Below are 23083 nucleotides of genomic sequence, written 5' to 3'. Positions count from 1 at the left end.
GCCCGCCACCTGCCGACCGCCCACCCGTCAGCCGCCCGCCTTCCGCATCCGCTCCGGTCGGCACAGCGCCAGGTACACCACCGTCGCCAGCACCCCGCAGACCAGGACCACCAGCGCCATCAGCATCGCCGACGGCCGACCGCCGAGGCTGCTCAGCGGTGCGACCACCGCTCCGCACAGGAAGTTGCCCGTCCCCAGCAGCGCCGACGCCGTACCGGCCACCTGCGGCTCGACCAGGCCGAGCGCCTGGGCAGCGGTGTTCGGCAGGAGCACCCCCAGGCTGCCCATCATCACGAACAGCGGCAGGCAGAACCCGGCCAGCCCGAAGTCCCACACCGTCGTCAGCAGCACCAGCGCCACCCCGGAGGCGACCGTCGCCGCAAGGCTGCCCAGCATCAGCGCCCGCTGCGTGAAGCGCGGTGCCAGCACCCGCCCGTTCACCTGGGTCATCACCACGATCGCGAGCGAGTTCAGCCCGAACAGCAGGCTGTAGGTCTGCGGCGAGACCCGGTACACGTGCTGGAGCACCGTCGACGAACCGCTGATGTACCCGAACAGCGCCCCGAAGGCGAGCGAGCTGGTCAGCGCCAGCCCGAGGAACGGCAGGTTGCGCAACAGCCGCCCCATCGTCCGCAGGGCCGCGCCCACCCCGCCGCCGTCCCGGGTCTCCGGGGGCAGCGTCTCGCGCAGCACGCCGAAGGACACCAGGGTCAGCAGCAGCCCGAGCGCCGTGAGCACGCCGAAGGTGCCACGCCACGAGGTGAACCGCATCAGCTCCGCGCCGATGATCGGGGCGAGGATCGGCGCCAGCCCGGATATCAGGGCGATCGAGGCGAGGAAGCGCAGCAGTGCGACGCCCTGGAAGCGGTCCCGGGAGACGGCGCGCCCGATCACCAGCCCGGCGGAGCCGGCCGCGCCCTGGACGAACCGGGCGGCGATCAGCACCGACAGGTTCGGCGCGAACACGCACACCACGCTGGACAGGGTGTAGAGGACGAGCCCGACGAGCAGCGGCGGGCGGCGCCCGTAGCGGTCGCTGAGCGGCCCGAAGAGCAGCTGCCCGGCCGCGACCCCGAACATCGAGAAGGTCAGCGTGAGCTGGACGGCGGCCGGCTGGGCGACCAGGTCGTCGGCGATCGCGGGCAGGCCCGGGAGGTAGAGGTCGGTGGTGAGCGGGCCGAGCGCGGTGAGACCGCCGAGGGCGGCGATCACGGTCCAGCCCGGACGGGCCTGGCCGGTGGCGGGTGCGGGGGCAGGTGGGCTGGCGGCAGCGGTCGACGTGTCGTCAGTGGGGCCGACGGTCGGGCCGGGCATGGCGCTCCTTACGGACGGGTGACGCGGGGCTCGTTCGCGCTCCGTCCTATCGCAGCCCGGTGCGGTTCCGACAGCGAGGGTACGCGCTGCTCGGCCGCGGGAGTGCGTCCGGCCGATCGTCCACCGCCCGTTCCCGGCCCGCACACGACGACGGCCCGCCCGCACCTTCCGGTGCCCGGCGGGCCGTTCCGTTCCCTGGTCAGGAGTGACGATGAGGGGTCGAGAGGGCTGCTACCCGGTCGACGCGCCCGAGGCGCCCGCCGCACTCAGTGCTTGGCGACGTGCTCGGCACGCAGCGCCGCCTGCACGGCAGCGCCGTCCTGCCACGCGTAGAGCTGGTTGCCGGTCAGCGCCACGTTGTAGTGCCCGCAGGTGCCGCTGGCCTTGGTCGCGACGTTCTCGGGGAACCAGCCGGCCTTGAGCGACTCCGGCACGGGGTGCGCGCTCTTGCCCGGCAGCCCGACGGTGCAGCCGGCGGGCAGCCGGCCCTCCGGGAGGGTAGCGCTCAGCAGACGGTCGTCGCCCCTGGTGGACATCAGGTACTTCACCCCGGAGGCGTTGTCGGGCAGCCAGGCCGGCATCGACCGGCGGTCGGCCTTGGCCTGGGTGCCGGTCTCGTACGAGCCCTGCTGCTGATGGTGCTCGTCGTACCAGTCGGACACCCGCGGGCCGATTGCCACGGCCGCCACGGCGACGGCCATGCCGGTGCCCGCGACTCCCAGCGCGACCTTGCTCACGATGCCTTTCATGCCCGACTGCCCTCTCCGTGTCGTGACCGGTGCGGCCGCTGCCGCTCGTCTGAGCTGCCGGTGGCCGCTCAGGTCCGCACCACCGGCGCGGTCGGCGTGCTCCGTCGGCCGGTGCAACCATCGTGGCCCGTCCGAACCCGTCGGATCGTCACCACCAGGTCGCGACCTTGTCTCCAACCCACGGGGTACCTTCTCCACCTTCAGGCGTATGCCATTCGACAGGGACCCTGAGGCCCGAGGGTTCCGGGCCCCGCAGGACCCGGCTACGTGCCGCTCCGACGCTCGGGTCGGCACGCCCGGGTCGGGCACGGCCCGAGCCCCGATCGAGCCTCGCCCGAGCCCGGAACCGCCGCAGCTCGGCCTGCTGCGCCCGGAGCAACGGCGGCCCCCAGCGCCTCGACCACCGTGCCTCAGACCGCCGCCGGTACCGGCCTGGTGACCGGGAACGGGCGACCGTCGAGGGTCCAGTGCGGGTCGATCGGGCGCAGCAGCGAGGCGTACACCTGGGCGGCGACGTCCGGGTGGCGGATCTCGCCGGTGGGCGGGCCGGCCGGGATGTCGTGCCCGGCGCAGGCGACCCAGGCCGTCCGCTCCTCGACCGTACGGCCGCCGTGGCCGCCGGCGTCCACGTGCCCGTGGTCGGTGACGACGATGACCGTCCACTGTTCCTCGGCGTAGGTCTCCCGGCCGCGGACGGCGTCCAGGAGGCGGCCGAGGCGCTCGTCGGCGGTGCGCATGGACGCGCGGTACTCGTCGCCGCAGCCCAGGAAGTGGGCGGTCTCGTCGACGGCGCCGAGGTAGACGAAGGAGGCCTCGGGGTCGGCGGTGCCGAGGACGTGGACGGCTTCCCGGGCGACCTCCTCGTCCACCGCCTCCCAGGCCTCGGGGGTGTCCTCGGCGGGGGCGACGTAGGAGAGCCGGCCGGGCGCGCGGAACAGCGGGCCGCCGGCCTCGTTGATCATCAGCGGGTCCCAGCCGGCGGCCACGAAGGTACGGCGACGGTCGGCCCGGTTGAGTCGGGTGGCGAAGTCGGGGAACACGTCGAGCCGGTTGCCGCCCAGGTGGTTGCCCCAGACTCCGTGCTTGGCGGGCTCGACCCCGGTCACGATGGTGGCCCAGCACGGCCCGGACATGGTGGGCGTGGTGTCCGCGACGGTGACCGGCACCAGGAACCCGGCCTCGGCGACCTCCTCCAGTCGCGGCATCGGCACCTGTGCCAGGTAGTCGTGGCGGACGCCGTCGATCCCGACGACGAGCACGCGGGGGCGGGGCCACTGGGCAGCGGACATGGCGGGGGTTCCTTTCGGTCGTGCGCACCCGGCCGCACCCACCGAGGGCGCCGCCGACCGCGCCATGTTTCACCGGCCGCCGTACCGGCCGGCGTCCCTCCACCGAACGGCAGGTGTCCGCAAGGTGTCGGAAGCGCACGCCGGGAATCCGCCGGGAGGTCGTCCGCCGCCAGCCGCGCGCAACGAACTGCCCACGGCCCCGCCGCCGGCCGCGCGGACGCGGTCTGTGGCGGGGCCGATCACGGCCGCGGGCTCGGTCAGGGGCCGATCACGGCCGCGGGCTCGGTCAGGGGCCGATCACGGCCGCGGGCTCGGTCAGGGCTGCGGGTTCGGTCAGGGCTGCGGGCGGAACTCGTGGACGAGCTCGATGCGGCCGACGATGTGCCGGTTGAACTCGGCCAACTCTTCGGCCGGCACCCAGAGTTCGAGGATCGTCCGGCCGCCCGCCTGCTGCACGGGGTAGCGGGCGAGGAAGGCGGTGTCGACCTCGAAGCGGGTGACGTAGCCGACGCCCGAGGCGGGGACGTTCCAGTCCCGGGCGATCCGGATCGCGTAGTCCTCGTTGAGGACGGGGTAGAAGATCGGCTGCTCGGGCAGCCGGGGCGGCCAGGCACGCCAGTCGGCGGCCTCGACCAGCGCCAGCTCCTCGGGGCCGGTGGGGCGCCAGAGGGTGGTGGTCGGGGGCGTCTGTGTGGTCGGACCGTTCACGGGAGGGACGGTAGCCGGGCCGCGGCGGGCCCGGCCACCGGTTTTACCTGCTCGAACGGGGCGGCCGGCCCGTCAGCGGTAGGCGGACTCGCCGGTGATGGCCTCACCGAGGACCAGGGTGTGGATCTCGCTGGTGCCCTCGTAGGTGAGCACCGACTCCAGGTTGTTGGCGTGCCGCAGCACCGGGTACTCGGTGGTGATGCCGTTGGCCCCGAGGACGGTCCGGGCGCTGCGGGCGATCTCCAGCGCGGTGCGGACGTTGTTGAGCTTGCCGAAGCTGACGTGCGGCGGGCGGGCCGCGCCCTGCTCCTTGAGCCGACCGATCCGCAGGGCGACCAGGTAGGCCTTCTCCACCTCCAGCATCATCTCGACCAGCTTCTGCTGGGTCAGCTGGAAGCCCGCGATCGGGCGGTCGAACTGGATCCGGCTCTTGGCGTAGTCCAGGGCGGCGGTGTAGCAGTCACGGGCGGCGCCGACGGTGCCCCAGAGGATGCCGTAGCGGGCCTCGTTGAGGGAGGAGAGCGGTCCGCGCAGCCCGACCACCCCGGGCAGCACCGCGTCGGCGGGCAGCACCACGTCGTCGAAGGCCAGCTCGCTGGTGACCGAGGCGCGCAGCGAGAGCTTGCCGTGCACGTCGGTGGCGGTCAGGCCGCGGGTGCCGCGTTCGACCAGGAAGCCGCGCACGCCCTCCTCGGTCTGCGCCCAGACCACGGCCACGTCGGCGATGCTGCCGTTGGTGATCCACATCTTGCTGCCGGACAGCACCCAGTCGCCGCCCTCGCCGCCCTTGCGCACTGCCCGGGTGCGCATGTTGGCCGGGTCGGAACCGAAGTCCGGCTCGGTGAGGCCGAAGCAGCCGATCAGCTGGCCGGCGGCCATGCCGGGCAGCCAGCGCTGCTTCTGCTCCTCCGAGCCGAAGGCGTGGATCGAGCGCATGGCGAGCGAGCCCTGGACGGAGACGAAGCTGCGCAGTCCGGAGTCGGCCGCCTCCAGCTCCATGCAGGCCGCCCCGTACGCCACCGCGTCGGCGCCCGCGCAGCCGTAGCCGTCGAGGTGCATGCCGAGCACGCCCAGGGCGCCGAGCTCGGGGGCGAGTTCACGGGCCGGGAAGACCCCGCGCTCGAACCAGTCGCCGATGTGCGGGCGGATCCGCTCCTCGGTGAACCGGCGGACGGTGTCGCGGATCAGCCGCTCCTCGTCGGAGAGCAGGTCGCCGACGGCGAGCAGGTCGGAAGGGTCGATCCGGGTCGGCTTCGTCATTGAAGCTCCTTGTACTCTCGGCGGAATACCGGCGAGTATTCCGCACCCGGCCGGGCGGCGGGCGGGCGCGAACGAGTGAGGATGGCGACATGTCCGACGGTGCCTACGTGGTCGGCGAGGTGACGGCTCAGGAGCTGGCCGGCTCGGCGGAGGAACTCGCCGACCTGCTGGTGGAGACCGTGCACGGCGGCGCCTCGGTCGGGTTCCTCGCCCCGCTGCACCCGGACGAGGCCGCAGCGTGGTGGCGGGCGCTCGGCCCGGACGTCGCGGCCGGCCGGCTGGTGCTGTGGACCGCCCGCGCCGGGGACGACGGACGGCTCGCCGGAACGGTGCAGCTGCGACCGGCCACCACCGCGAACGGCCGCCACCGGGGTGAGGTGGCCAAGCTGATGGTGCACCCCGCGGACCGCGGGCACCGGTTGGCCGGGCGGCTGCTGGCGGCACTGGAGGAGCGGGCGGTGGAGCTCGGTATCCGGCTGCTGGTGCTGGACACCGAGTCGGGCAGCCCGGCCGAGCGGCTGTACGAGGCGGCGGGCTGGAGCCGGGTCGGCTCGGTGCCGGACTACGCGGCCGACCCTGCGGGCATGCTCCGGCCGACCACCATCTTCTTCAAGTCCCCGACGCGCTAGCGGAACGGGAAGGACCGGGAAGGAACGGGAGCAGGACATGGCACGTTGGGCGCTGGTCGCCGAGGAGACGGTGGGCATCGGCCAGGACCGGACCTGGGGCAGCACGGTGCTCGCCGAGGTCGAGGGCACCCGCGAGGAGGCCGTCGAGGAGCTGAAGCGGCTCGTCCCCTCCTACACCCCGCAGCACCCCTTCAACAGCCGGCGCCGGACGCTGCTCCGCGACGGGGACACCTACCTTCTGATCTCGCGGGGCAGCATGAGGGACTACCACTGCGTCTTCAAGGTGTGGGAGCTGCTGTGGGACAGCGGTCGGCCGGAGGTCCAGGCCGAGCGGCTGGCCGAGGGCTGACGCAGGCGGGGGTTCCCCCGCTCACGCCACCCCGCAGAGCCGCAGCAGCGCCGTGGTCGCCGCGCCCGCGACGACCACCGCCGGGAACGGCGCCCGGCGCAGCGCGAGCACCCCCGCGACCAGCACACCCGCCGGACGGGCCCACCCCGCGAAGCCGTGCCCCTGGGTCAGCGCGCCGGTCGCGATCAGCGCCACCAGCAGCACCGCCGCCGCGACGGCCAGCAGGTGCCGCAGCCGCTCCGAGAGGGTGAGCCGGCCGCCGAGCAACGGCCCGGCGAGCCGGAAGGCGTACGTCCCGACGGCCAGCAGCAGGACCGCGTACAGCGGCATCATCGGACCGCCTCCTTCTTCCCGTTCGCCGCGTTCTGTTCGTCCGCCGCCTCCCGCGCCGCCGCCCCTGCCGTCGGCCGTCCGGCGAACAGCAGCCCGACGAGGGCGAGCAGCACCGGCAGCCCGGCCGGGACGAACGGCGTCGCCGCGACCGCGACCACGGCGCCCACCACCGCCGCCGTACGCGTGCGGCGGTCCGCGAGCGAGGGCAGGACGAGCGCGAGCAGCACCGCGGGGAAGGCCGCGTCCAGACCGAGCGCGTCCGTGTCGCCGATCAGCCCGCCCGCGAGCGCGCCGAGCAGCACCGAGATGTTCCAGACCACGAACAGGGCGATCCCGCAGAGCCAGTACACGGCCCGGCGCCGGCGCGGCTCGCTCTGCTGCAGGGCGAAGGCGGCGGTCTCGTCGGTGAGCAGCTGCGCCCCCACCAGCCGTCGCCACCGTGGGCCGTCGAGCACGTCGGCCACGGTGAAGCCGAAGGGCAGCAGCCGGGCGTTGAGCACCAGTCCGGTGGCGACCGCGGCGAGGGCACCGCCGCCGGAGAGCACCACGCCGACCGCCGCGAACTGGGAGCCGCCGGCGAACACCAGGACGGAGAGGGCGATCGGCACCCAGAGGGGCAGACCGCCGGAGACGCTGATCGCGCCGAAGGAGGCGCCGACGAGGGCGTCGGCCAGGCAGACCAGAGCGACGTCCCGGAGGGTGGCACGCTCCAGTGTTCGAATGAGCGAACGCATGTTCACTAGAGTGAACGGCTCGACCTCGTTCGTCAAGGCGAACAGGCGGGCCGATCGGGCGAACGACGGCCGGCGTCCGGCCGTGGCAGCATGAACGGCGGCATCAGCCGACCGGGAGCCGCAGAAGGGGCCAGGAGGAAGCGTGAGTGGCGAGCATGAGTGACCAGACGTCCCCGGCCATGGGCCCCCGCGGCTCCGGCGGCAGCAACAACGACGGCGGCAGTGCCAGCGTCAGCGGCGCCGAGCTGATCGGACAGATCGCCACCTCGATCCGGCGCGAGCGCGAGCGCAGCGGGCTGTCGATGGCCGAGCTGGCCCGGCGCGCGGGCATCGCCAAGTCCACGCTGTCCCAGCTGGAGTCGGGCGCGGGCAACCCCAGCGTGGAGACGCTCTGGGCACTCGGAGTCGCACTGAACGTTCCGTTCAGCCTGCTGGTGGACCCGCCGCGCCCGGCGGTCAAGGTGATCCGGGCCGGCGAGGGCCCGGTGACCCACTCCGAGCGCGCCGACTACGCCGCCACCGTGCTCTCCTCCTGCCCGCCCAACGCCCGGCGCGACATCTACCGGATCGAGGCGCAGCCGGGCGAGACCAGGGCATCCGATCCCCACATGCCCGGCACCGTCGAGCACGTGCTGATCGGAGCCGGGCGGGCACTGGTCGGGCCGACGGAGGCGCCGGTCGAGCTGGGACCGGGCGACTACGTGAGCTACCCGGGCGACGCTCCGCACGTGTTCCGCGCCCTGGCTCCGGACACCCTCGCGGTGATCGTCATGGAACACATCTGACGGATCGCCGGCCATCGCGGGGTGCGCGTCGGTTACTTCAACAGCCTGTCCAGGAAGGGGTTTCCGAACACCCGGTGCGGGTCGTGGCGGTCCAGGACCGCGACCGCCTCGTCCCAGCCGGGCCCGCCGCCGGCCCGCAGGCTGTCGGGGACGGCCCGGTCGATCAGGTCGGGATCGGACCAGGCGGCGGCGTCGGTGTAGGCCCAGCCCTTGGACCACTCGACCCGCAGGCCCGCCCGGGTGCCGTCGAAGGTGCGCAACAGCCACTGCTCCAGCTCCCGGGCGAAGCGCTCCAGTCCGGGAGTGCCGGGGAAGGCGAGGACGTCCAGCCAGACCGCCGTGTCCCACTCGGGGCGGTCGGCGCGCGGGCGCAGCGCGGACAGCAGCGGGGGCCGGGCGCCGGGGACGCCGGAGGAGGCCGGGTCGTCCAGGCCGGTGACCCGGATCTCCACCGCGCCGTTCACCGGGAACTCACCCCTGGCCTGGTAGGCCGCGAGCAACTCCCGGTAATGAGCGGCGAATTCGCTCACCACCCACTGGAGGTCGGCGCGCTTGGCGAGGACCGCGTAGCCGTTCGCGGTGACCCGCAGGGTGGTCGGGCGGATGTACTGGAGCAGGGTGCGGGAGGGGCCCCAGAGGTCGGAGCGCAGTCCGCCCGCGAGCAGGTGGGTGAGCACCTCGCCACTGAGCAGTCGGCGCAGCAGCTCGCCGGAGAGCAGGACGTCCGTGATGTCTCCGGTGAGCCCCACCTTCGCGACCAGGTACTGGAGTTGGCCGAACAGCGGAGCCGATGCCCAGGCGCCGGTGACGATCTCGTCGGCGAGCCGGGCGACCGGTTCCGGAATGCTGTCCGAGAAGGGGTAGTTGTAGGGGTGGTCGACGGCCAGGGAGGCGAGCGGCTTGTTCGGGGTGACGCTCCAGGTCTTGAGCCAGGGGTACTCGGTGTAGGCGAACCAGATCACCTCGGCCCGGCCGTCGCGCTCCACGAAGTCGGCGAGGGTGCGCGGGCCTCCCCCGCCGCCGAGGACCCCGCCGAGGACTCCGCCCAGCACTCCCCCGAGCACTCCCCCGAGCCCGCCGCCCCCACCGGTATCCGCACCGGCGCCCGTGCCGGTGCCCGCACCGGTGCCTGGGCGGGCGAAGAGCTCGCTCGCCGGGATGTCGAGCCGGCTGACGCAGCGCAGAGGCCGGTCGGCGCCGGCCCGCAGCACCACCTCGGTGAGGAAGGCGCGGCCCAGGTGCACCAGGAAGGCGGCGCTGTCGGCCTCGGAGCGGTCGAAGGTGCGCAGCGCGTAGCGGCCGGTGGCCGGGTCGAGGACGACGGCCGTGAGTCGGACGACCTGGTTGCTGACCGAGCCGTACCCGTGCCCCTCCGGCCGCACCTCCCCGGCCGCCGGGGCAGCGGTGCCGTGGCCGCCGATGGCGAGCACACCACCGACGGTGATCTCGCCGGGGGCCGGGCAGGCGGTCAGGCCGAGGCCGCGGGCGGCCAGGTGCGCGAGCAGGGCCTCCATGGTGGCGCCGGTCTGCACCCGGACGGTGCCGGGCGCGTCGGCACTGATGACGGTGAGGTACCGGCTGGTGTCCACGAGCAGGATCCGGGCGCTCTCCGGGGTCCCGGTGGCGACGGTGAGCGGCGCCCAGGTGTGCCGGTAGCCGGAGGCGCGCAGCCGCCAGCCGTTGGCGTGCGCCCAGTCGGCGAGGGCCGGGACCTCCTCGGGGGTGCGGGGCGCGCAGGTCCACAGCTGGTCGGTGCGGATCTCGCCGGACCAGTTCTGGAAGACCCGCTGGTAGAGCTCGGTGCCGGCGGGCAGTCCGGGCGGTACGGGCGCGGCGGCCTCGGCGCTGTCCGGGCCGATGGTGCCGCGCAGCAGCCAGGCCGCGCCGCCGAGCGCCGCCGACGCGCCCAGCAGCTGCCTGCGGGTGAGGCCGCCGGGGGTGCTCTTCCGGGTGTCCGCCGGGGCATTCGCTCGGGCATTCGTTGGGGTCATCCCCGTCGGTGTCGCCCCGCCACCCGTTCCGCCCATCGGGCCGTGTTCCGTGGTCATCCGTCCGTCCGCCCCCTCGCGCTGGTCCCCCGGGGCCGGGCTACGGCGATCCGGGTCCGGCCGGAGTCCGCCCGGCCCGGTCCGGAGCGTATGGAGGGGCGCACGGCAGTTTGAAGCGTCCGCCCTGGATCTCACTCCTTCGAGTGAGATCCGTTCGATCGGCCCCGGAGCCCGATCCACCTGCCCGGCCCCTCGCCCGAGCTCTGTTGCCCGTGTCCTCGGCGGGCGCATAGGTTGATCACGACCACCCCACCCCGCCCGCCGGAGGCTCCGCCATGCCCTCGTCCGCGTCCTCGTTCGCGAACGCTCCCGTGCCCGCAGCACTGACCGTCGCCGTCGCCCAGCCCGTCTGCGCCGCCGCCGGCCGTCCGGACACCGTGTCCGAGAACGTCGCCCTGCACGCCACGGCGGTGCGGGAGGCCGGCACCCGGCTGGTGGTGTTCCCCGAGCTGTCGCTGACCGGCTACGACCTGGCCGCACCGGCCGTCGACCCGTCGGACGCCCGCCTCGCGCCGCTGGTGGCGGCCTGCGCCGCCACCGGTGCCGTCGCCCTGGTCGGGGCACCGGTCGCCGAGGCCGACGGGCGCGAGTCCATCGCCACGCTGGCGGTCACCGGGGAGGGCGCCGAGGTCGTCTACCGGAAGATGTGCCTGCACGGCGCCGAGGTCGAGCGCTTCGCCCCCGGCGAGAAGCCCGTCGTCCTGGAGCTGGACGGCCTGCGGCTCGGCCTGGCCGTCTGCGCGGACGCCGCCGACCCGGCGCACGCCGAGGAGACCGCCGCACTCGGCATCGACGCCTACGTCGCCTCCACCCTCTACGGGCCCGGCGCCGCCCAGGCCGAGCGCCGGGACGGCCACTTCCGCGACCGGGCGGCCGCCCACGGGGTGTGGTGCGTGCTGGCGACCTGCGCCGGGGCGAGCGGCGAGTACCTGGAGACCTCGGGCGGCTCCGGCGTCTGGGCCCCGGGCGGCGACCTCGTCGTCCAGGCCTCCACCGCCCCGGGCGAGCTGGTCCGCGCCGCGCTGCCCCGGCGGTAGGCGCCGGTTCCGGGCACGGGCCCGGAACCGGTCCGGACCGGACCGGACCGGACCACCCGACCGGAAATACCTGCGCCCCACGCGCGGCTGTGGTGATCGGAGATCCGTTCCGGGCCGGTCGGGCCCGTACAGGAGGTGCAGCGCGCGATGGGTGGCCAGCAGGAGAAGCCGCAGAAGTACCGGATCGAGCACGACTCGATGGGCGAGGTCAGGGTGCCGGCCGACGCGAAGTGGCAGGCGCAGACGCAGCGGGCGGTGGAGAACTTCCCGGTGTCGGGCCAGCGGCTGGAGCGGGCGCACATCGCCGCGCTGGCCCGGATCAAGGCCGCCGCGGCCCGGGTGAACGCCCGGCTCGGGGTGCTGGACGAGGAGACGGCGGAGGCGATCGCGGTTGCGGCCGGGGAGGTCGCGGAGGGGCGCTGGGACGACCAGTTCCCGGTGGACGTGTTCCAGACCGGCTCGGGCACCTCGTCCAACATGAACACCAACGAGGTGATCGCCACCCTGGCCGGTGAGCGGCTGGGCCGGCCGGTCCACCCGAACGACCACGTCAACGCCAGCCAGTCGTCCAACGACGTCTTCCCGTCCTCGATCCACATCGCCGCCACCGCCGCCGTCACGCACGACCTGGTGCCGGCGCTGGAGCACCTCGCGGAGGCGCTGGAGCGCAAGGCCGCCGAGTTCGCCCGGGTGGTCAAGTCGGGCCGCACACACCTGATGGACGCCACGCCCGTCACGCTCGGTCAGGAGTTCGGCGGCTACGCGGCGCAGGTGCGACACGGGCGGGAGCGGCTGCTGGCCACCCTCCCCAGGGTGGCCGAACTCCCGCTCGGCGGGACGGCGGTGGGCACCGGCATCAACACCCCGCCCGGTTTCCCGGCGGCCGTCATCGCGGAGGTCGCCCGCGTGACCGACCTGCCGCTGACCGAGGCCCGGAACCACTTCGAGGCGCAGGGCGCGCGGGACGCCCTGGTCGAGCTGAGCGGTCAACTGCGCACGGTGGCGGTCGGGTTCACGAAGATCGCGAACGACCTGCGGTGGATGGGCTCCGGTCCGCGCACCGGGCTCGGCGAGATCAACCTGCCGGATCTCCAGCCCGGTTCGTCGATCATGCCGGGCAAGGTGAACCCGGTGCTGCCCGAGGTGGTGCTGATGGTCGCCGCCCAGGTGGTGGGCAACGACGCGACGGTCGCGCTGGCGGGCGCGAGCGGCAACTTCGAGCTGAACGTGATGCTCCCGGTGATCGCCCGCAACGTGCTGGAGTCGGTGCGGCTGCTCGCCAACAGCGCCCGGCTGCTGGCCGACCGAACGGTGGACGGCATCACCGCCAACGTCGAACGGGCCCGGGAGTACGCGGAGTCCTCACCCTCGGTGGTGACCCCGCTGAACCGCTACATCGGGTACGAGGAGGCCGCGAAGGTCGCCAAGCAGGCGCTGGCCGAGCGCAAGACGATCCGTCAGGTGGTGGTGGAGCGCGGCTACGTCGAGCAGGGCCGGCTCACCGAGGAGCAGCTGGACGAGGCCCTGGACGTGCTGCGGATGACGCGTCCTTAGTGGGGGCCGTGCAATGGCCGGCGCGCGTCGGGGTACGCCCGCGGACGCGCGCCGGGGCGCGGCGGGCGGTTGCGCCCCCGCGCCCCGGTCACGGGCTGCGGGGAAGATCAGTCCTTGGCACGGCCGGCCCGGCCGCGCCGCATCGACGCTCCGTTCGAGGTCATGGTCGCCATGGAGATCGCCGCGAGGCCGAGCAGGAACATCACGGCACCCACGATGATGCAGGTCACGATGTTCTTGCCGTGCGCGACGGACCCGGAGACGACCCAGGGGGAGATGATCGTCCAGACACCGAGCGCGGCGGCCGCCCAGGCCCGCGCGTGGGTGCGCTCGTAGGCCGATCCGTAGCCGGCCATCAGGACCGTGTAGGCCAGACCCACGATCAGGCAGGTCACGGTCAGGGTGCTGTACGCGGTGAAGCCGACGATCCATGGCGATGCCGCCAGGAAGAGACCGGCCAGGACAGCCAGGGCCTCCACGCCCTGGGCGCGGGGGGTCGTTGTGACCCGCTCGTAACGTTCGCGCAGTTCGACGATGTCCGGATGGTGCTCCATGCCCGTCGTCGGGATATGGGTTGCCACCGATACCACCTCCTGTGGTCGGAACCGGTAAGGCGCTTGCCCCGTACCCATTCTGGCGCTTATCTAGCGTTTTGCACCTGATGGTCCGGAATGGCCGGTAACCATCCGATCACGCCGGTGACCTGCGTCTCAACCATCCGGGTCGCCATTGCCTATGCAACTCGTTGCATAGCAGGATGCGGGCCATGGCACTGGAGCACGCGATCCTCGTCTCGCTGCTGGAGCAGCCCGGCTCCGGCTACGAACTGGCCCGGCGCTTCGACCGCTCGATCGGGCGCTTCTGGACCGCCACCCACCAACAGATCTACCGGGTGCTGCGGCGGATGGAGGCGGACGGCTGGGTGGCCGCGCAGGAGATCCCCCAGGACGGACGTCCGGACAAGAAGGTCTATTCGGCGGCCGAGGCCGGACGGGCCGTGCTGGCCGGCTGGCTGCGCGAACCGGTCGAGCCGGAGACCGTCCGGCACGAGCTCGCGGTCAAGATCCGGGCCGCCGCCTTCGACGACCCGGCCGCGCTGGTCTCCGAGGTCGAACGCCACCGCGAGAGCCACGCCGCCCTGCTCGCCCGGTACCTGCACGGCGAGCAGCGGGACTTCCCCGACGCCGCCGCGCTCGACGCCGGGCAGCAGTTGCAGCACGTGGTGCTGCGCGGCGGCATCGAGTACGAGCGGATGACGCTCGCCTGGCTCGACGACGTGCTCGCCACCCTGCGCCGCCTCACCGCCGACCGGCCGTCCTGACCATCCGTCCTGACCGACCACCCCGCCCTGCCGTCCCGTCCGGACGACAGGCGCCGGACGACGGGCGCCGGACGACAGGCGCCGGACGACGGCGAACAGCCGACAGGCAACGGATGACAGATAACAGATAACAGATTCTGAAATCTGAAACCTGCCATCCGGACCCGGCGGCCCGCCACCCGCCCTCCCCACACCCTCGACCCCTCGGGAGCCCCTCGATGCTCTTCAACCCGCGCAGCTACGACCCCGCACAGTTCGACGAGCCGACCCGCCGGCTGCTGCGCGCGACGGTGGACTGGTTCGAGTCCCGCGGCAAGAAGGCCCTGATCGATACCTACATCGACCGCAGCTGGTACGCCGACTTCCTGGACTTCGCCGCGAAGGAGGGCCTGTTCGCGGAGTTCCTGACCCCCGCCGCGGCCGACCCCGACAAGCGCTGGGACACCGCGCGGATCGCCGAGCTGAACGAGATCCTCGGCTTCTACGGCCTCGGCTACTGGTACACCTGGCAGGTCACCATCCTGGGTCTCGGCCCGGTCTGGCAGAGCGAGAACGAGGCCGTCCGCGCCCGCGCCGCCAAGCTCCTCGCCGACGGCCACGTGATGGCCTTCGGCCTCTCCGAGCGCACCCACGGCGCCGACATCTACTCCACCGACATGATCCTCACCCCGGACGGCGAGGGCGGCTTCACCGCGACCGGCTCCAAGTACTACATCGGCAACGGCAACGTGGCCGGCCTGGTCTCGGTGTTCGGCCGCCGCTCGGACGTCGAGGGCCCGGAGGGTTACGTCTTCTTCGCCGCCGACAGCCGCCACGACGCGTACCACCTGGTCAAGAACGTGGTGAACGCGCAGATGTACGTCAGCGAGTTCCGCCTGGAGGACTACCCGGTGCGCGCCGAGGACGTGCTGCACACCGGCCAGGCCGCCTTCGACGCCGCCCTCAACACCGTCAACGTCGGCAAGTTCAACCTCTGCACCGCCTCGGTCGGCATCTGCGAGCACGCGATGTACGAGGCCGTCACGCATGCCCACAACCGGGTGCTGTACGGCAAGCGGGTCACCGACTTCCCGCACGTCAAGCGGGAGTTGACCGACGCGTACGTCCGCCTGGTGGCGATGAAGCTGTTCAGCGCGCGGGCCGTGGACTACTTCCGCACCGCCTCCCCCGAGGACCGCCGCTACCTGCTGTTCAACCCGATGACCAAGATGAAGGTCACCACCGAGGGCGAGAAGGTCATCGACCTGATGTGGGACGTCATCGCGGCCAAGGGCTTCGAGGCGGACACCTACTTCGACAAGGCCGCGAAGGACATCCGCGGCCTGCCGAAGCTGGAAGGCACCGTCCACGTCAACCTGGCGCTGATCCTCAAGTTCATGGGCAACTACCTGTTCGCCCCGGCCGACTACGCCCCGGTGCCGACCCGCCTGGACGCCGCCGACGACGCCTTCCTGTTCCGGCAGGGCCCGGCCCGCGGCCTCGGCGCGATCCGCTTCCACGACTGGCGCACCGCCTACGACCGCCACGCCGAGCTGCCCAACGTCGCCCGCTTCCGCGAACAGGCCGACGGCTTCTGCGCGCTGCTGCTCGAGAACGCGCCGAGCAAGGAGCAGCAGGCGGACCTGGACTTCCTGCTGGAGATCGGCCAGCTGTTCGCGCTGATCGTCTACGGCCAGCTGGTGCTGGAGCAGGCCGAGCTGACCGGCCTGACCGCCTCCGACCACGGCGGCGACGTGCTGGACCGGATCTTCGACGCGTTGGTCCGCGACTTCTCCGCGCACGCCACCGAGCTGCACGGCAAGGCCTCGGCCACCGAGGAGCAGGCTGCCTGGGCGCTGGCGAACGTGCGCCGCCCGGTCGCCGACCCGGCGCGGGACACCCGGGTGTGGGCGCGGGTCGAGGCGCTCTCCGGCGCGTACGAGATGCAGCCGTAGCGCACGGGCACCAGGACCCCGGGGGTGCAGGTCGGCGGGCCGGCACCCCCGGTTCACCCCTCCGGGGGCTCCGGTCGTCGCCGACCCACCTCGCCGCCGAACACCACCCCGGTCCCGCGCTGGTCCGGACCGGTTACCGACCCCGTGCGCCGCCCTCCGTCCGCACCCCTGGGAGCCATCCGCCCGCACCCCCGGAGCCGCCGCCCGTGACCGCCCCGAGCCGGGCCGGAACGACGTACGGTGGAACCGGAGGCCGTGTCATGCACGTCACCGGAACCCACTTCACCCACTTCGCCGACCGCACCGAGGCGGGCCGTCGGCTGGCCGCCCGACTGGGCCACCTGGCCGGCCCCGACACCGTGATCGTGGCGCTGCCGAGGGGCGGCGTGCCGGTGGCCGCCGAGGTCGCCGCGGCGCTCGGCGCGCCGCTGGACATCTGCGTGATCCGCAAGCTCGGCGTGCCCTACCAGCCCGAGCTCGGCATGGGGGCGATCGGCGAGGGCGGCGTCCGGGTGCTGAACGACGAGGTGATCCGGTTCTCCGCGGTCACCGACGAGCAACTGGCCGAGGTGGAGCGGCGCGAGCGCGCCGAGCTCCAGCGCCGGGCCCGCCGCTACCGGGGCGACCGGCCGGCCGCCGACCTGCGCGGACGCACGGTGGTCGTGGTGGACGACGGCATCGCCACCGGGTCGACCGCCCGGGCGGCCTGCCGGATCGTCCGGGCGCACGGCGCCGCCCGGGTGGTGCTCGCGGTCCCGGTCGCACCCTCGGACTGGACCGAGCGCCTAGGCGAGGTCGCCGACGAGCTGGTCTGCGTCGACACGCCGTCCCCGTTCTACGCGATCGGCGAGTTCTACGCCGACTTCTCGCAGACCGAGGACGAGGAGGTGCTGCGGCTGCTGGCCGAGGCCGGCGGCGACCCGCCCGCGACCTCCACCGGGGTGGACCGCGAGCTGCTGCTGCCCGTCGCCGGGGTCCGCCTGGCGGGCCGGCTGACCGTCCCGGCCGGCGCGCGCGGGATCGTCGTCTTCGCGCACGGCAGCGGCAGCGGCCGGCACAGCCCGCGCAACCGGCACGTCGCCGAGTACCTGAACCGCACCGGTCTGGCCACGCTGCTGTTCGACCTGCTGACCGAGGACGAGGAACCCGACCGGCGGAACGTGTTCGACGTGACGCTGCTGGGCGGCCGGCTGACCGCCGTCGCCCGGCGGCTGGGCGCCGAGGAGGGCGGCCCGGACCCCGTCGTGCCCGAGACCCGGGGCCTGCCGCTCAGCCTGTTCGGCGCCAGTACGGGCGCCGCGGCCGCGCTGTACACCGCCGCCGAGCTGGGCCCGGCCGTGCGCGCCGTGGTCTCCCGGGGCGGTCGCCCGGACCTCGCCGCGCCCGACGCGCTGGCCCGGGTGCGCGCCCCGACGCTGCTCGTCGTCGGCTCCATGGACTCCACCGTGCTCGACCTCAACCGACAGGCCCGGAGCCGGCTGCGCTGCGAGACCGCGTTGGCGGTGGTGCCGCACGCGAGCCACCTGTTCGAGGAACCGGGAACCCTGGACCGGGTCGCCGAGCTGGCCTCGGACTGGTTCCTCCGCCACCTCCCGCGCCCCAGGGGCCGCGGAAGCGCGTGACCGTCCCATTGCGCAGACGTCGTGTATCGCTCCCGGTCAGCAGCGCATTTTGCGCAGCCGACAGCGGGATTTCCTGACCAGCTTGTACACATTGAGCAGTCGAAATCCGACCTGTTGCCCAACCATCCCGACAGTAGCAAGCTCTCCGCAACCACACCGCCCACCCGTTCGCGGTGCGGTCGTGATCCGGCGGGAGCCTCGACGGCGAGGCCCGAAGTGGAGGAACGAGCGATGACCCCGCAGTCCCACGCCCTTGAGTTGACCCCCGAGGAGCGCGAGGCCGGTCTTGACGCCGACCAGCTGCGCCGCCTCGTCGGCCTCGTCGAGCACGACGCGGCCGCCGATCCGTTCCCGGTGACGGCCCAGGACGCGGTCGTCTTCGTGGTCGGCAACGCCACCCAGACGGCCCAGTTCTACCAGGTCGTCTTCGGCATGGAGCTGGTCGCCTACTCCGGCCCGGAGACCGGCCGTCGGGACCGCAAGGCGTACGTGCTCCGCTCCGGTTCCTGCCGCTTCGTGATCAAGGGCGGCGTCCAGCCGGACAGCCCGCTGCTGGGCCACCACCGCCGCCACGGCGACGGCGTCGTCGACCTCGCCCTGGAGGTCCCGGACGTCGACAAGTGCATCGAGCACGCCCGCGCGTCCGGCGCCACCGTGCTGGAGGAGCCGAACGACGTCTCGGACGAGAACGGCACCGTGCGCCGCGCGGCCATCGCCACCTACGGCGAGACCCGCCACACCCTGATCGACCGCTCCCGCTACCACGGCCCGTACCTGCCGGGCTACGTCGTCGCGGAGAGCAAGGTCACCCACCCGGCGGGCTCGCCCAAGCGCCTCTTCCAGGCCCTCGACCACGCCGTCGGCAACGTCGAACTCGGCCGGATGGACGAGTGGGTGGCGTTCTACAACCGCGTCATGGGCTTCGTGAACATGGCCGAGTTCGTCGGCGACGACATCGCCACCGAGTACTCCGCGCTGATGTCCAAGGTCGTCGCCAGCGGCAACCACCGGGTGAAGTTCCCGCTCAACGAGCCGGCCGTCGCCAAGAAGAAGTCCCAGATCGACGAGTACCTGGAGTTCTACACCGGCCCCGGCTGCCAGCACATGGCGCTCGCCACCAACGACATCCTCACCACCGTGGACGTGCTGCGGGCGCGCGGCGTGGAGTTCCTCTCCACCCCGGACGCCTACTACGACGACCCGGAGCTGCGCGAGCGGATCGGCAAGGTCCGGGTGCCGATCGAGGAGCTGAAGAAGCGTGGCATCCTGGTCGACCGCGACGAGGACGGCTACCTGCTGCAGATCTTCACCAAGCCGATCGGCGACCGCCCCACCGTCTTCTACGAGTTCATCGAGCGGCACGGTTCGCTCGGCTTCGGCAAGGGCAACTTCAAGGCGCTCTTCGAGTCCATCGAGCGCGAGCAGGACCGACGCGGCAACCTGTGAGCGTCGACGAGCTCCGACGAACGGGTCTCTGACCGGTTCACCGAACGGATCTCTGCCATACGGTCGAGGAGGACCACGGAGATGGCGTACTACCGGCAGCTGGGCAGCATCCCGCCCAAGCGGCACACCCAGCACCGCACCCCCGAAGGCGGTTTGTACTACGAGGAGTTGATGGGCGAGGAGGGGTTCTCCTCGGACTCCTCACTGCTCTACCACCGGGGCATCCCGTCGGCGGTGGTCAACGCGGTGCCCTGGGAACTGCCGGACCAGTCCACGGTGCCCAACCACCCGCTCCTCCCCCGTCACCTCAAGCTGCACGAGCTGTTCACGGACCAGGACTGGAAGTCCGCGGACGTCGTCGGCAGCCGCCGGCTGGTCCTCGGCAACGGCGACGTGCGGATCTCGTACGTCGCCGCCGGGGCCCCGAGCGAGCTCTACCGCAACGGACTCGGCGACGAGTGCGTGTACGTGGAGTCCGGCTCCGGCACGGTCGAGACGGTGTTCGGCTCGATCGAGGTCGGGCAGGGCGACTACGTGATCATCCCGCGCGCCACCACCCACCGCTGGGTGCCGGCCGGCGACGAGCCGGTGCGCGCGTACTGCATCGAGGCGAACAGCCACATCACCCCGGTCAAGCGCTACCTCTCCAAGTACGGGCAGCTGCTGGAGCACGCGCCGTACTGCGAACGGGACTTCCGCGGACCGGTCGGCCCCCTGGTCGTCGACGCCCCCGGGGACGTCGACGTGCTGGTCAAGCACCGCGGCCCGAACGGGATCGCGGGCACCCGCTACACCGTGCCGCACCACCCCTTCGACGTGGTCGGCTGGGACGGCTGCCTGTACCCGTACGCCTTCAACGTCAAGGACTTCGAGCCGATCACCGGCCGGATCCACCAGCCGCCGCCGGCCCACCAGGTGTTCGAGGGCAACGGCTTCGTGATCTGCAACTTCGTTCCGCGCAAGGTGGACTACCACCCGCTGTCGATCCCGGTGCCGTACTACCACGCCAACGTGGACAGCGACGAGGTCATGTTCTACTGCGGCGGCGACTACGCGGCCCGCAAGGGCTCCGGCATCGGCCAGGGCTCGATCTCGCTGCACCCCGGCGGGCACACCCACGGGCCGCAGCCGGGGGCGTACGAGCGCAGCATCGGCGCGGAGTTCTTCGACGAGCTGGCCGTCATGGTGGACACCTTCCGTCCGCTGGAACTCGGCGAGGGCGGCCGGGCCGGCGAGGACCCCGACTATGCCTGGACCTGGGCCGGTCGGGGGCCCGGGCGATGAACGCGCTGCCTTCGGGGGGAGTGATCCCCGAGCTGTTCCGCGGACTGTTCGACGACGCGGCGGTGTTCCCGCCGGGGAACCTGCCGGTCGTCGACGCGGTGCCCGCGCACCGGGTGCACCGCGCGGCCTGGTACGCCGAGGCGGTCGGCCCCTTCCTCTGCGGGGCGGGCCGGCTGGGCGAACTGGCCGCCGCGGTCGCGAACTCCCCCACGGCCGCAGGCCCTTCCACGGCCGAGGGTTCCGCGGCCGTGGCGGCCGCCGCGGCCGAGAGGGGCACCGCGGGGGCGGACGGCGCGGCGGCGGGCGACCCGCCGCTCAAGGTCGGGCTGGTGCTGCCGGGGGGCAGCACCGAGCTCGCCCCGGCGCTCGCCGCTGCCGCACCGTTCGAGCTGGCCGGCGTCGAACTGGCCACCCGGGACGCCGTCGAGGCGGTGGCCGCGCTGGACCGGCTGCTGCCGCCGGACGTCCCGGCCGCCGTCGAGCTGCCGCGCGAACTCCTGCGCGGGGACGGGCTGGACGCCGCCCTGGACGTGCTGGTGGACAGCCCGTACCGGGCGAAGTTCCGCACCGGCGGGCTGGTCGCCGAGGCGTTCCCGGACGAGGACGAGCTGGCCGCCTTCCTGACCGGCTGCGCGCGGCGCGGACTGCCGTACAAGTGCACGGCCGGGCTGCACAACGCCGTCCGGCACACCGACCCGGAGACCGGCTTCGAGCACCACGGCTTCCTGAACGTGCTGCTGGCCGCGCAGGAGACCGACCGGGCCACGGCCGCGGCGGTGCTGGCGGAGCGCGACGGCGAGGTACTGGCCAAGGCCGTACGTGCACTGACAGACTATCAGGTCACGGTGATCCGCAACTCGTTCACCGCGTTCGGCACCTGTAGCATCGCCGAGCCCCTGGGCGACCTGGCCGCGCTCGGCCTGCTGTCGTCGCCCAGTCCACTGCACCAGGAGGACCGTTGACCACCCCCCGCAGCTGGCTCACCAGCGCCCAGGACTCGCCGTTCGGCGTGCACAACCTGCCGTACGGCGTGTTCACCGCCGCCGACCAGCCCGGGCGGCGCCGGATCGGCGTGCGCGTCGGGGACTTCGTGCTGGACGCCGGGGCGGCCGCCCGCGCGGCCGGCGCGCCCTCGGTGCTGCTGGACGCGGACTCGCTCAACCCGCTGATGGCGGCGGGGCGTCCGGCCTGGACCCGGATGCGGGCCGACCTCACCACCTGGCTCACCGACGAGTCCTTCCGCGAGGCGCTGTCACCGGCGCTGCTGCCGGCCGGCGAGGTCGAGCTGCACCTGCCGTTCGAGGTCGCCGACTACGTCGACTTCTACGCCTCGGAGCACCACGCCACCAACCTGGGCCGGATCTTCCGCCCGGGCTCGGAGCCGCTCACCCCCAACTGGAAGCACCTGCCGATCGGTTACCACGGGCGGGCGGGCACGGTCGTGGTCTCCGGCACGCCGGTGGTACGGCCGCACGGGCAGCGCAAGGCGCCCACCGACGCCGCGCCGACCTTCGGGCCGTCGCGTCGGCTGGACATCGAGGCCGAGGTCGGCTTCGTCGTCGGCGCGCCGTCGGAGCTGGGCCGGCCGGTCCCGCTGGACGACTTCCGCGAGCACGTCTTCGGCGTCTGCCTGCTCAACGACTGGTCGGCGCGTGACATCCAGGCCTGGGAGTACGTGCCGCTCGGTCCGTTCCTCGGCAAGTCCTTCGCGACCTCGGTCTCGCCCTGGATCGTCCCGCTGGAGGCGCTGGAACACGCCCGGGTCGCGCCGCCGGCGCGCGACGTCGAGCCGCTGGCATACCTGGACGACCGGGGCGGCGAGCCGTGGGGCCTGGACCTGGCGATGGAGGTCCGGCTGAACGGGCACCCGGTCTCCCGGCCGCCGTTCGCCACCATGTACTGGACGGCGCAGCAGCAGCTGACCCACATGACGGCCAACGGCGCCTCGCTGCGCACCGGCGACCTGTTCGCCTCCGGGACGGTCAGCGGGCCGGAGCGGGACACCCGGGGTGCGCTGATCGAGCTGACCTGGAACGGCGAGGAGCCGCTGAAGCTCCCGGACGGGACGACCCGGACCTTCCTGGAGGACGGCGACGAGGTGACCATCACCGCCACCGCACCCGGGCCGGACGGCACCGTGGTCGGGTTCGGCGAGGTCTCGGGGCGCGTGCGGGGCTGAGGGATCGCTGGTAGCGGACAGCGAGCAGCGAACAGATAACAGCAAACGGATGACAGCTGACAGATTTCATCATCTGTCAGCTGTCATCCGTTGGCCCGCCTTTGCCCGCATCCCCGCCCCGCGCCTACGGCCCCGACCCGCCCGTGGCGTCGACCACCCGTCCGGTCACCCAGCGCGCGTCGTCGGAGGCGAGGAACGCGACGACGTCCGCGATGTCCTCCGGCTGCCCGACCCGACCGAGCGCGGCCGCCGAGGCCGATCCGGAGGCGCCGGCCGGCTACTTCGGCACGGTGCTCCAGGGCATGTCGCAGCAGGCCCGGGACGGCGCCACCGCCGCCGATCTGGCCCGCACCGCCGAACTCGCCCTGCGCGCCTGGCCCTGAACCGCGGCCGCACGCTCCCGCCCCCGGCCCGGCGATCGGAACCGCCCGCCGCCCCCGGTACGGTGGACGCCGGGGTTCCGGCAGGAACCGGCGAGAACCGCCGGCAACGAACAGCGGACGGCGGC

General features: G+C 73.1%; 21 protein-coding genes and 2 pseudogenes. 13 read left to right on the top strand and 10 right to left on the bottom strand.

The window, feature by feature from the left end; genetic code table 11:
• Nucleotides 1–27 precede the first annotated feature (27 nt).
• The 5 genes from AB0O11_RS11215 to AB0O11_RS11195 form a co-directional block, all read right to left on the bottom strand.
• Complete coding sequence (locus AB0O11_RS11215; RefSeq protein WP_363384202.1) at nucleotides 28–1314, bottom strand: multidrug effflux MFS transporter; 1287 nt, start codon at nucleotides 1312–1314, stop codon at nucleotides 28–30.
• Between the two features lie 266 nt (nucleotides 1315–1580).
• Nucleotides 1581–2063, bottom strand: coding sequence for a hypothetical protein (locus AB0O11_RS11210; RefSeq protein ID WP_363384199.1), 483 nt, complete (start codon nucleotides 2061–2063; stop codon nucleotides 1581–1583).
• Between the two features lie 410 nt (nucleotides 2064–2473).
• Complete coding sequence (locus AB0O11_RS11205) at nucleotides 2474–3352, bottom strand: alkaline phosphatase family protein (protein WP_363384196.1); 879 nt, start codon at nucleotides 3350–3352, stop codon at nucleotides 2474–2476.
• A gap of 333 nt (nucleotides 3353–3685) precedes the next feature.
• Nucleotides 3686–4060, bottom strand: a complete 375-nt coding sequence (locus AB0O11_RS11200) for an ADP-ribosylation/crystallin J1 (RefSeq protein WP_363384193.1) — start codon at nucleotides 4058–4060, stop codon at nucleotides 3686–3688.
• A gap of 72 nt (nucleotides 4061–4132) precedes the next feature.
• Nucleotides 4133–5320, bottom strand: coding sequence for an acyl-CoA dehydrogenase family protein (locus AB0O11_RS11195; protein ID WP_363384191.1), 1188 nt, complete (start codon nucleotides 5318–5320; stop codon nucleotides 4133–4135).
• 89 nt (nucleotides 5321–5409) lie between these two features.
• Between AB0O11_RS11195 and AB0O11_RS11190 the strand changes: the two genes are divergently transcribed.
• Together AB0O11_RS11190 and AB0O11_RS11185 are read left to right on the top strand one after the other, a co-directional pair.
• Complete coding sequence (locus tag AB0O11_RS11190) at nucleotides 5410–5949, top strand: GNAT family N-acetyltransferase (RefSeq protein ID WP_363384188.1); 540 nt, start codon at nucleotides 5410–5412, stop codon at nucleotides 5947–5949.
• Nucleotides 5950–5986: 37 nt separating this feature from the next.
• Complete coding sequence (locus tag AB0O11_RS11185) at nucleotides 5987–6298, top strand: hypothetical protein (protein WP_363384185.1); 312 nt, start codon at nucleotides 5987–5989, stop codon at nucleotides 6296–6298.
• Between the two features lie 21 nt (nucleotides 6299–6319).
• Here AB0O11_RS11185 and AB0O11_RS11180 read toward each other — a convergent pair whose 3' ends face one another.
• On the bottom strand, nucleotides 6320–6631 hold the full coding sequence (locus AB0O11_RS11180; protein ID WP_363384183.1) for an AzlD domain-containing protein: 312 nt from the start codon (nucleotides 6629–6631) through the stop codon (nucleotides 6320–6322).
• Nucleotides 6628–7365, bottom strand: coding sequence for an AzlC family ABC transporter permease (locus AB0O11_RS11175; protein ID WP_363384180.1), 738 nt, complete (start codon nucleotides 7363–7365; stop codon nucleotides 6628–6630). Before AB0O11_RS11175 ends, AB0O11_RS11180 begins: the two co-directional genes overlap by 4 nt.
• Nucleotides 7366–7520: 155 nt before the next feature.
• Between AB0O11_RS11175 and AB0O11_RS11170 the strand changes: the two genes are divergently transcribed.
• Nucleotides 7521–8150 (top strand): XRE family transcriptional regulator, encoded by a 630-nt coding sequence (locus AB0O11_RS11170; RefSeq protein WP_363384177.1) that lies wholly within the window; start codon nucleotides 7521–7523, stop codon nucleotides 8148–8150.
• A gap of 32 nt (nucleotides 8151–8182) precedes the next feature.
• On the opposite strand, the gene AB0O11_RS11165 is transcribed toward AB0O11_RS11170, so the two are convergent.
• The gene (locus AB0O11_RS11165) at nucleotides 8183–10141 is read right to left on the bottom strand and encodes a cholesterol oxidase substrate-binding domain-containing protein (protein ID WP_363384174.1); all 1959 of its coding nucleotides are present in this window, start codon (nucleotides 10139–10141) and stop codon (nucleotides 8183–8185) included.
• A 332-nt stretch (nucleotides 10142–10473) separates the two neighbouring features.
• Between AB0O11_RS11165 and AB0O11_RS11160 the strand changes: the two genes are divergently transcribed.
• Nucleotides 10474–11235 (top strand): carbon-nitrogen hydrolase family protein, encoded by a 762-nt coding sequence (locus tag AB0O11_RS11160; RefSeq protein WP_363384171.1) that lies wholly within the window; start codon nucleotides 10474–10476, stop codon nucleotides 11233–11235.
• Between the two features lie 147 nt (nucleotides 11236–11382).
• Entirely contained in the window at nucleotides 11383–12789 is a 1407-nt protein-coding gene (locus AB0O11_RS11155; protein ID WP_363384169.1) for a class II fumarate hydratase, read from the top strand.
• A 107-nt stretch (nucleotides 12790–12896) separates the two neighbouring features.
• Here the strand turns inward: AB0O11_RS11155 and AB0O11_RS11150 are convergent, their stop codons facing one another.
• Nucleotides 12897–13370: an SPW repeat protein gene (locus tag AB0O11_RS11150; RefSeq protein ID WP_363384166.1), complete on the bottom strand. Its 474-nt coding sequence runs from the start codon at nucleotides 13368–13370 to the stop codon at nucleotides 12897–12899.
• Nucleotides 13371–13555: 185 nt separating this feature from the next.
• Here AB0O11_RS11150 and AB0O11_RS11145 point away from each other — a divergent pair, with 185 nt between their 5' ends.
• The 7 genes from AB0O11_RS11145 (at nucleotide 13556) to fahA (ending at nucleotide 22575) form a co-directional block, all read left to right on the top strand.
• A complete protein-coding gene (locus AB0O11_RS11145; RefSeq protein ID WP_363384163.1) occupies nucleotides 13556–14110 on the top strand; it encodes a PadR family transcriptional regulator in 555 nt (184 codons plus the stop codon).
• Nucleotides 14111–14328: 218 nt separating this feature from the next.
• Entirely contained in the window at nucleotides 14329–16044 is a 1716-nt protein-coding gene (locus tag AB0O11_RS11140; protein WP_363384160.1) for an acyl-CoA dehydrogenase family protein, read from the top strand.
• A gap of 260 nt (nucleotides 16045–16304) precedes the next feature.
• The gene (locus tag AB0O11_RS11135; RefSeq protein WP_363384157.1) at nucleotides 16305–17666 is read left to right on the top strand and encodes a phosphoribosyltransferase family protein; all 1362 of its coding nucleotides are present in this window, start codon (nucleotides 16305–16307) and stop codon (nucleotides 17664–17666) included.
• Nucleotides 17667–17897: 231 nt separating this feature from the next.
• Complete coding sequence (gene hppD / locus AB0O11_RS11130) at nucleotides 17898–19112, top strand: 4-hydroxyphenylpyruvate dioxygenase (protein WP_363384154.1); 1215 nt, start codon at nucleotides 17898–17900, stop codon at nucleotides 19110–19112.
• Between the two features lie 81 nt (nucleotides 19113–19193).
• On the top strand, nucleotides 19194–20396 hold the full coding sequence (locus tag AB0O11_RS11125; RefSeq protein ID WP_363384151.1) for a cupin domain-containing protein: 1203 nt from the start codon (nucleotides 19194–19196) through the stop codon (nucleotides 20394–20396).
• Entirely contained in the window at nucleotides 20393–21358 is a 966-nt protein-coding gene (locus tag AB0O11_RS11120; protein WP_363384148.1) for a hypothetical protein, read from the top strand. Before AB0O11_RS11125 ends, AB0O11_RS11120 begins: the two co-directional genes overlap by 4 nt.
• Entirely contained in the window at nucleotides 21355–22575 is a 1221-nt protein-coding gene (gene fahA, locus AB0O11_RS11115) for a fumarylacetoacetase (protein WP_363384145.1), read from the top strand. The genes AB0O11_RS11120 and fahA overlap by 4 nt, the downstream gene beginning before the upstream one ends.
• A gap of 124 nt (nucleotides 22576–22699) precedes the next feature.
• On the opposite strand, the pseudogene AB0O11_RS11110 reads toward fahA, so the two are convergent.
• A pseudogene (locus tag AB0O11_RS11110) lies at nucleotides 22700–22840 on the bottom strand (SDR family oxidoreductase); the annotation flags it as partial.
• Between AB0O11_RS11110 and AB0O11_RS11105 the strand changes: the two are divergent.
• Nucleotides 22833–22958: pseudogene (locus AB0O11_RS11105) on the top strand (TetR/AcrR family transcriptional regulator); the annotation flags it as partial. The pseudogenes AB0O11_RS11110 and AB0O11_RS11105 overlap by 8 nt on opposite strands.
• Nucleotides 22959–23083 lie beyond the last annotated feature (125 nt).

This window comes from Kitasatospora sp. NPDC093102, assembly GCF_040683915.1.
GTDB lineage: Bacteria > Actinomycetota > Actinomycetes > Streptomycetales > Streptomycetaceae > Kitasatospora.
The sequence above is the reverse complement of the archived record's forward strand: the minus strand, read 5'-3'. Positions and strand labels throughout refer to the sequence as shown.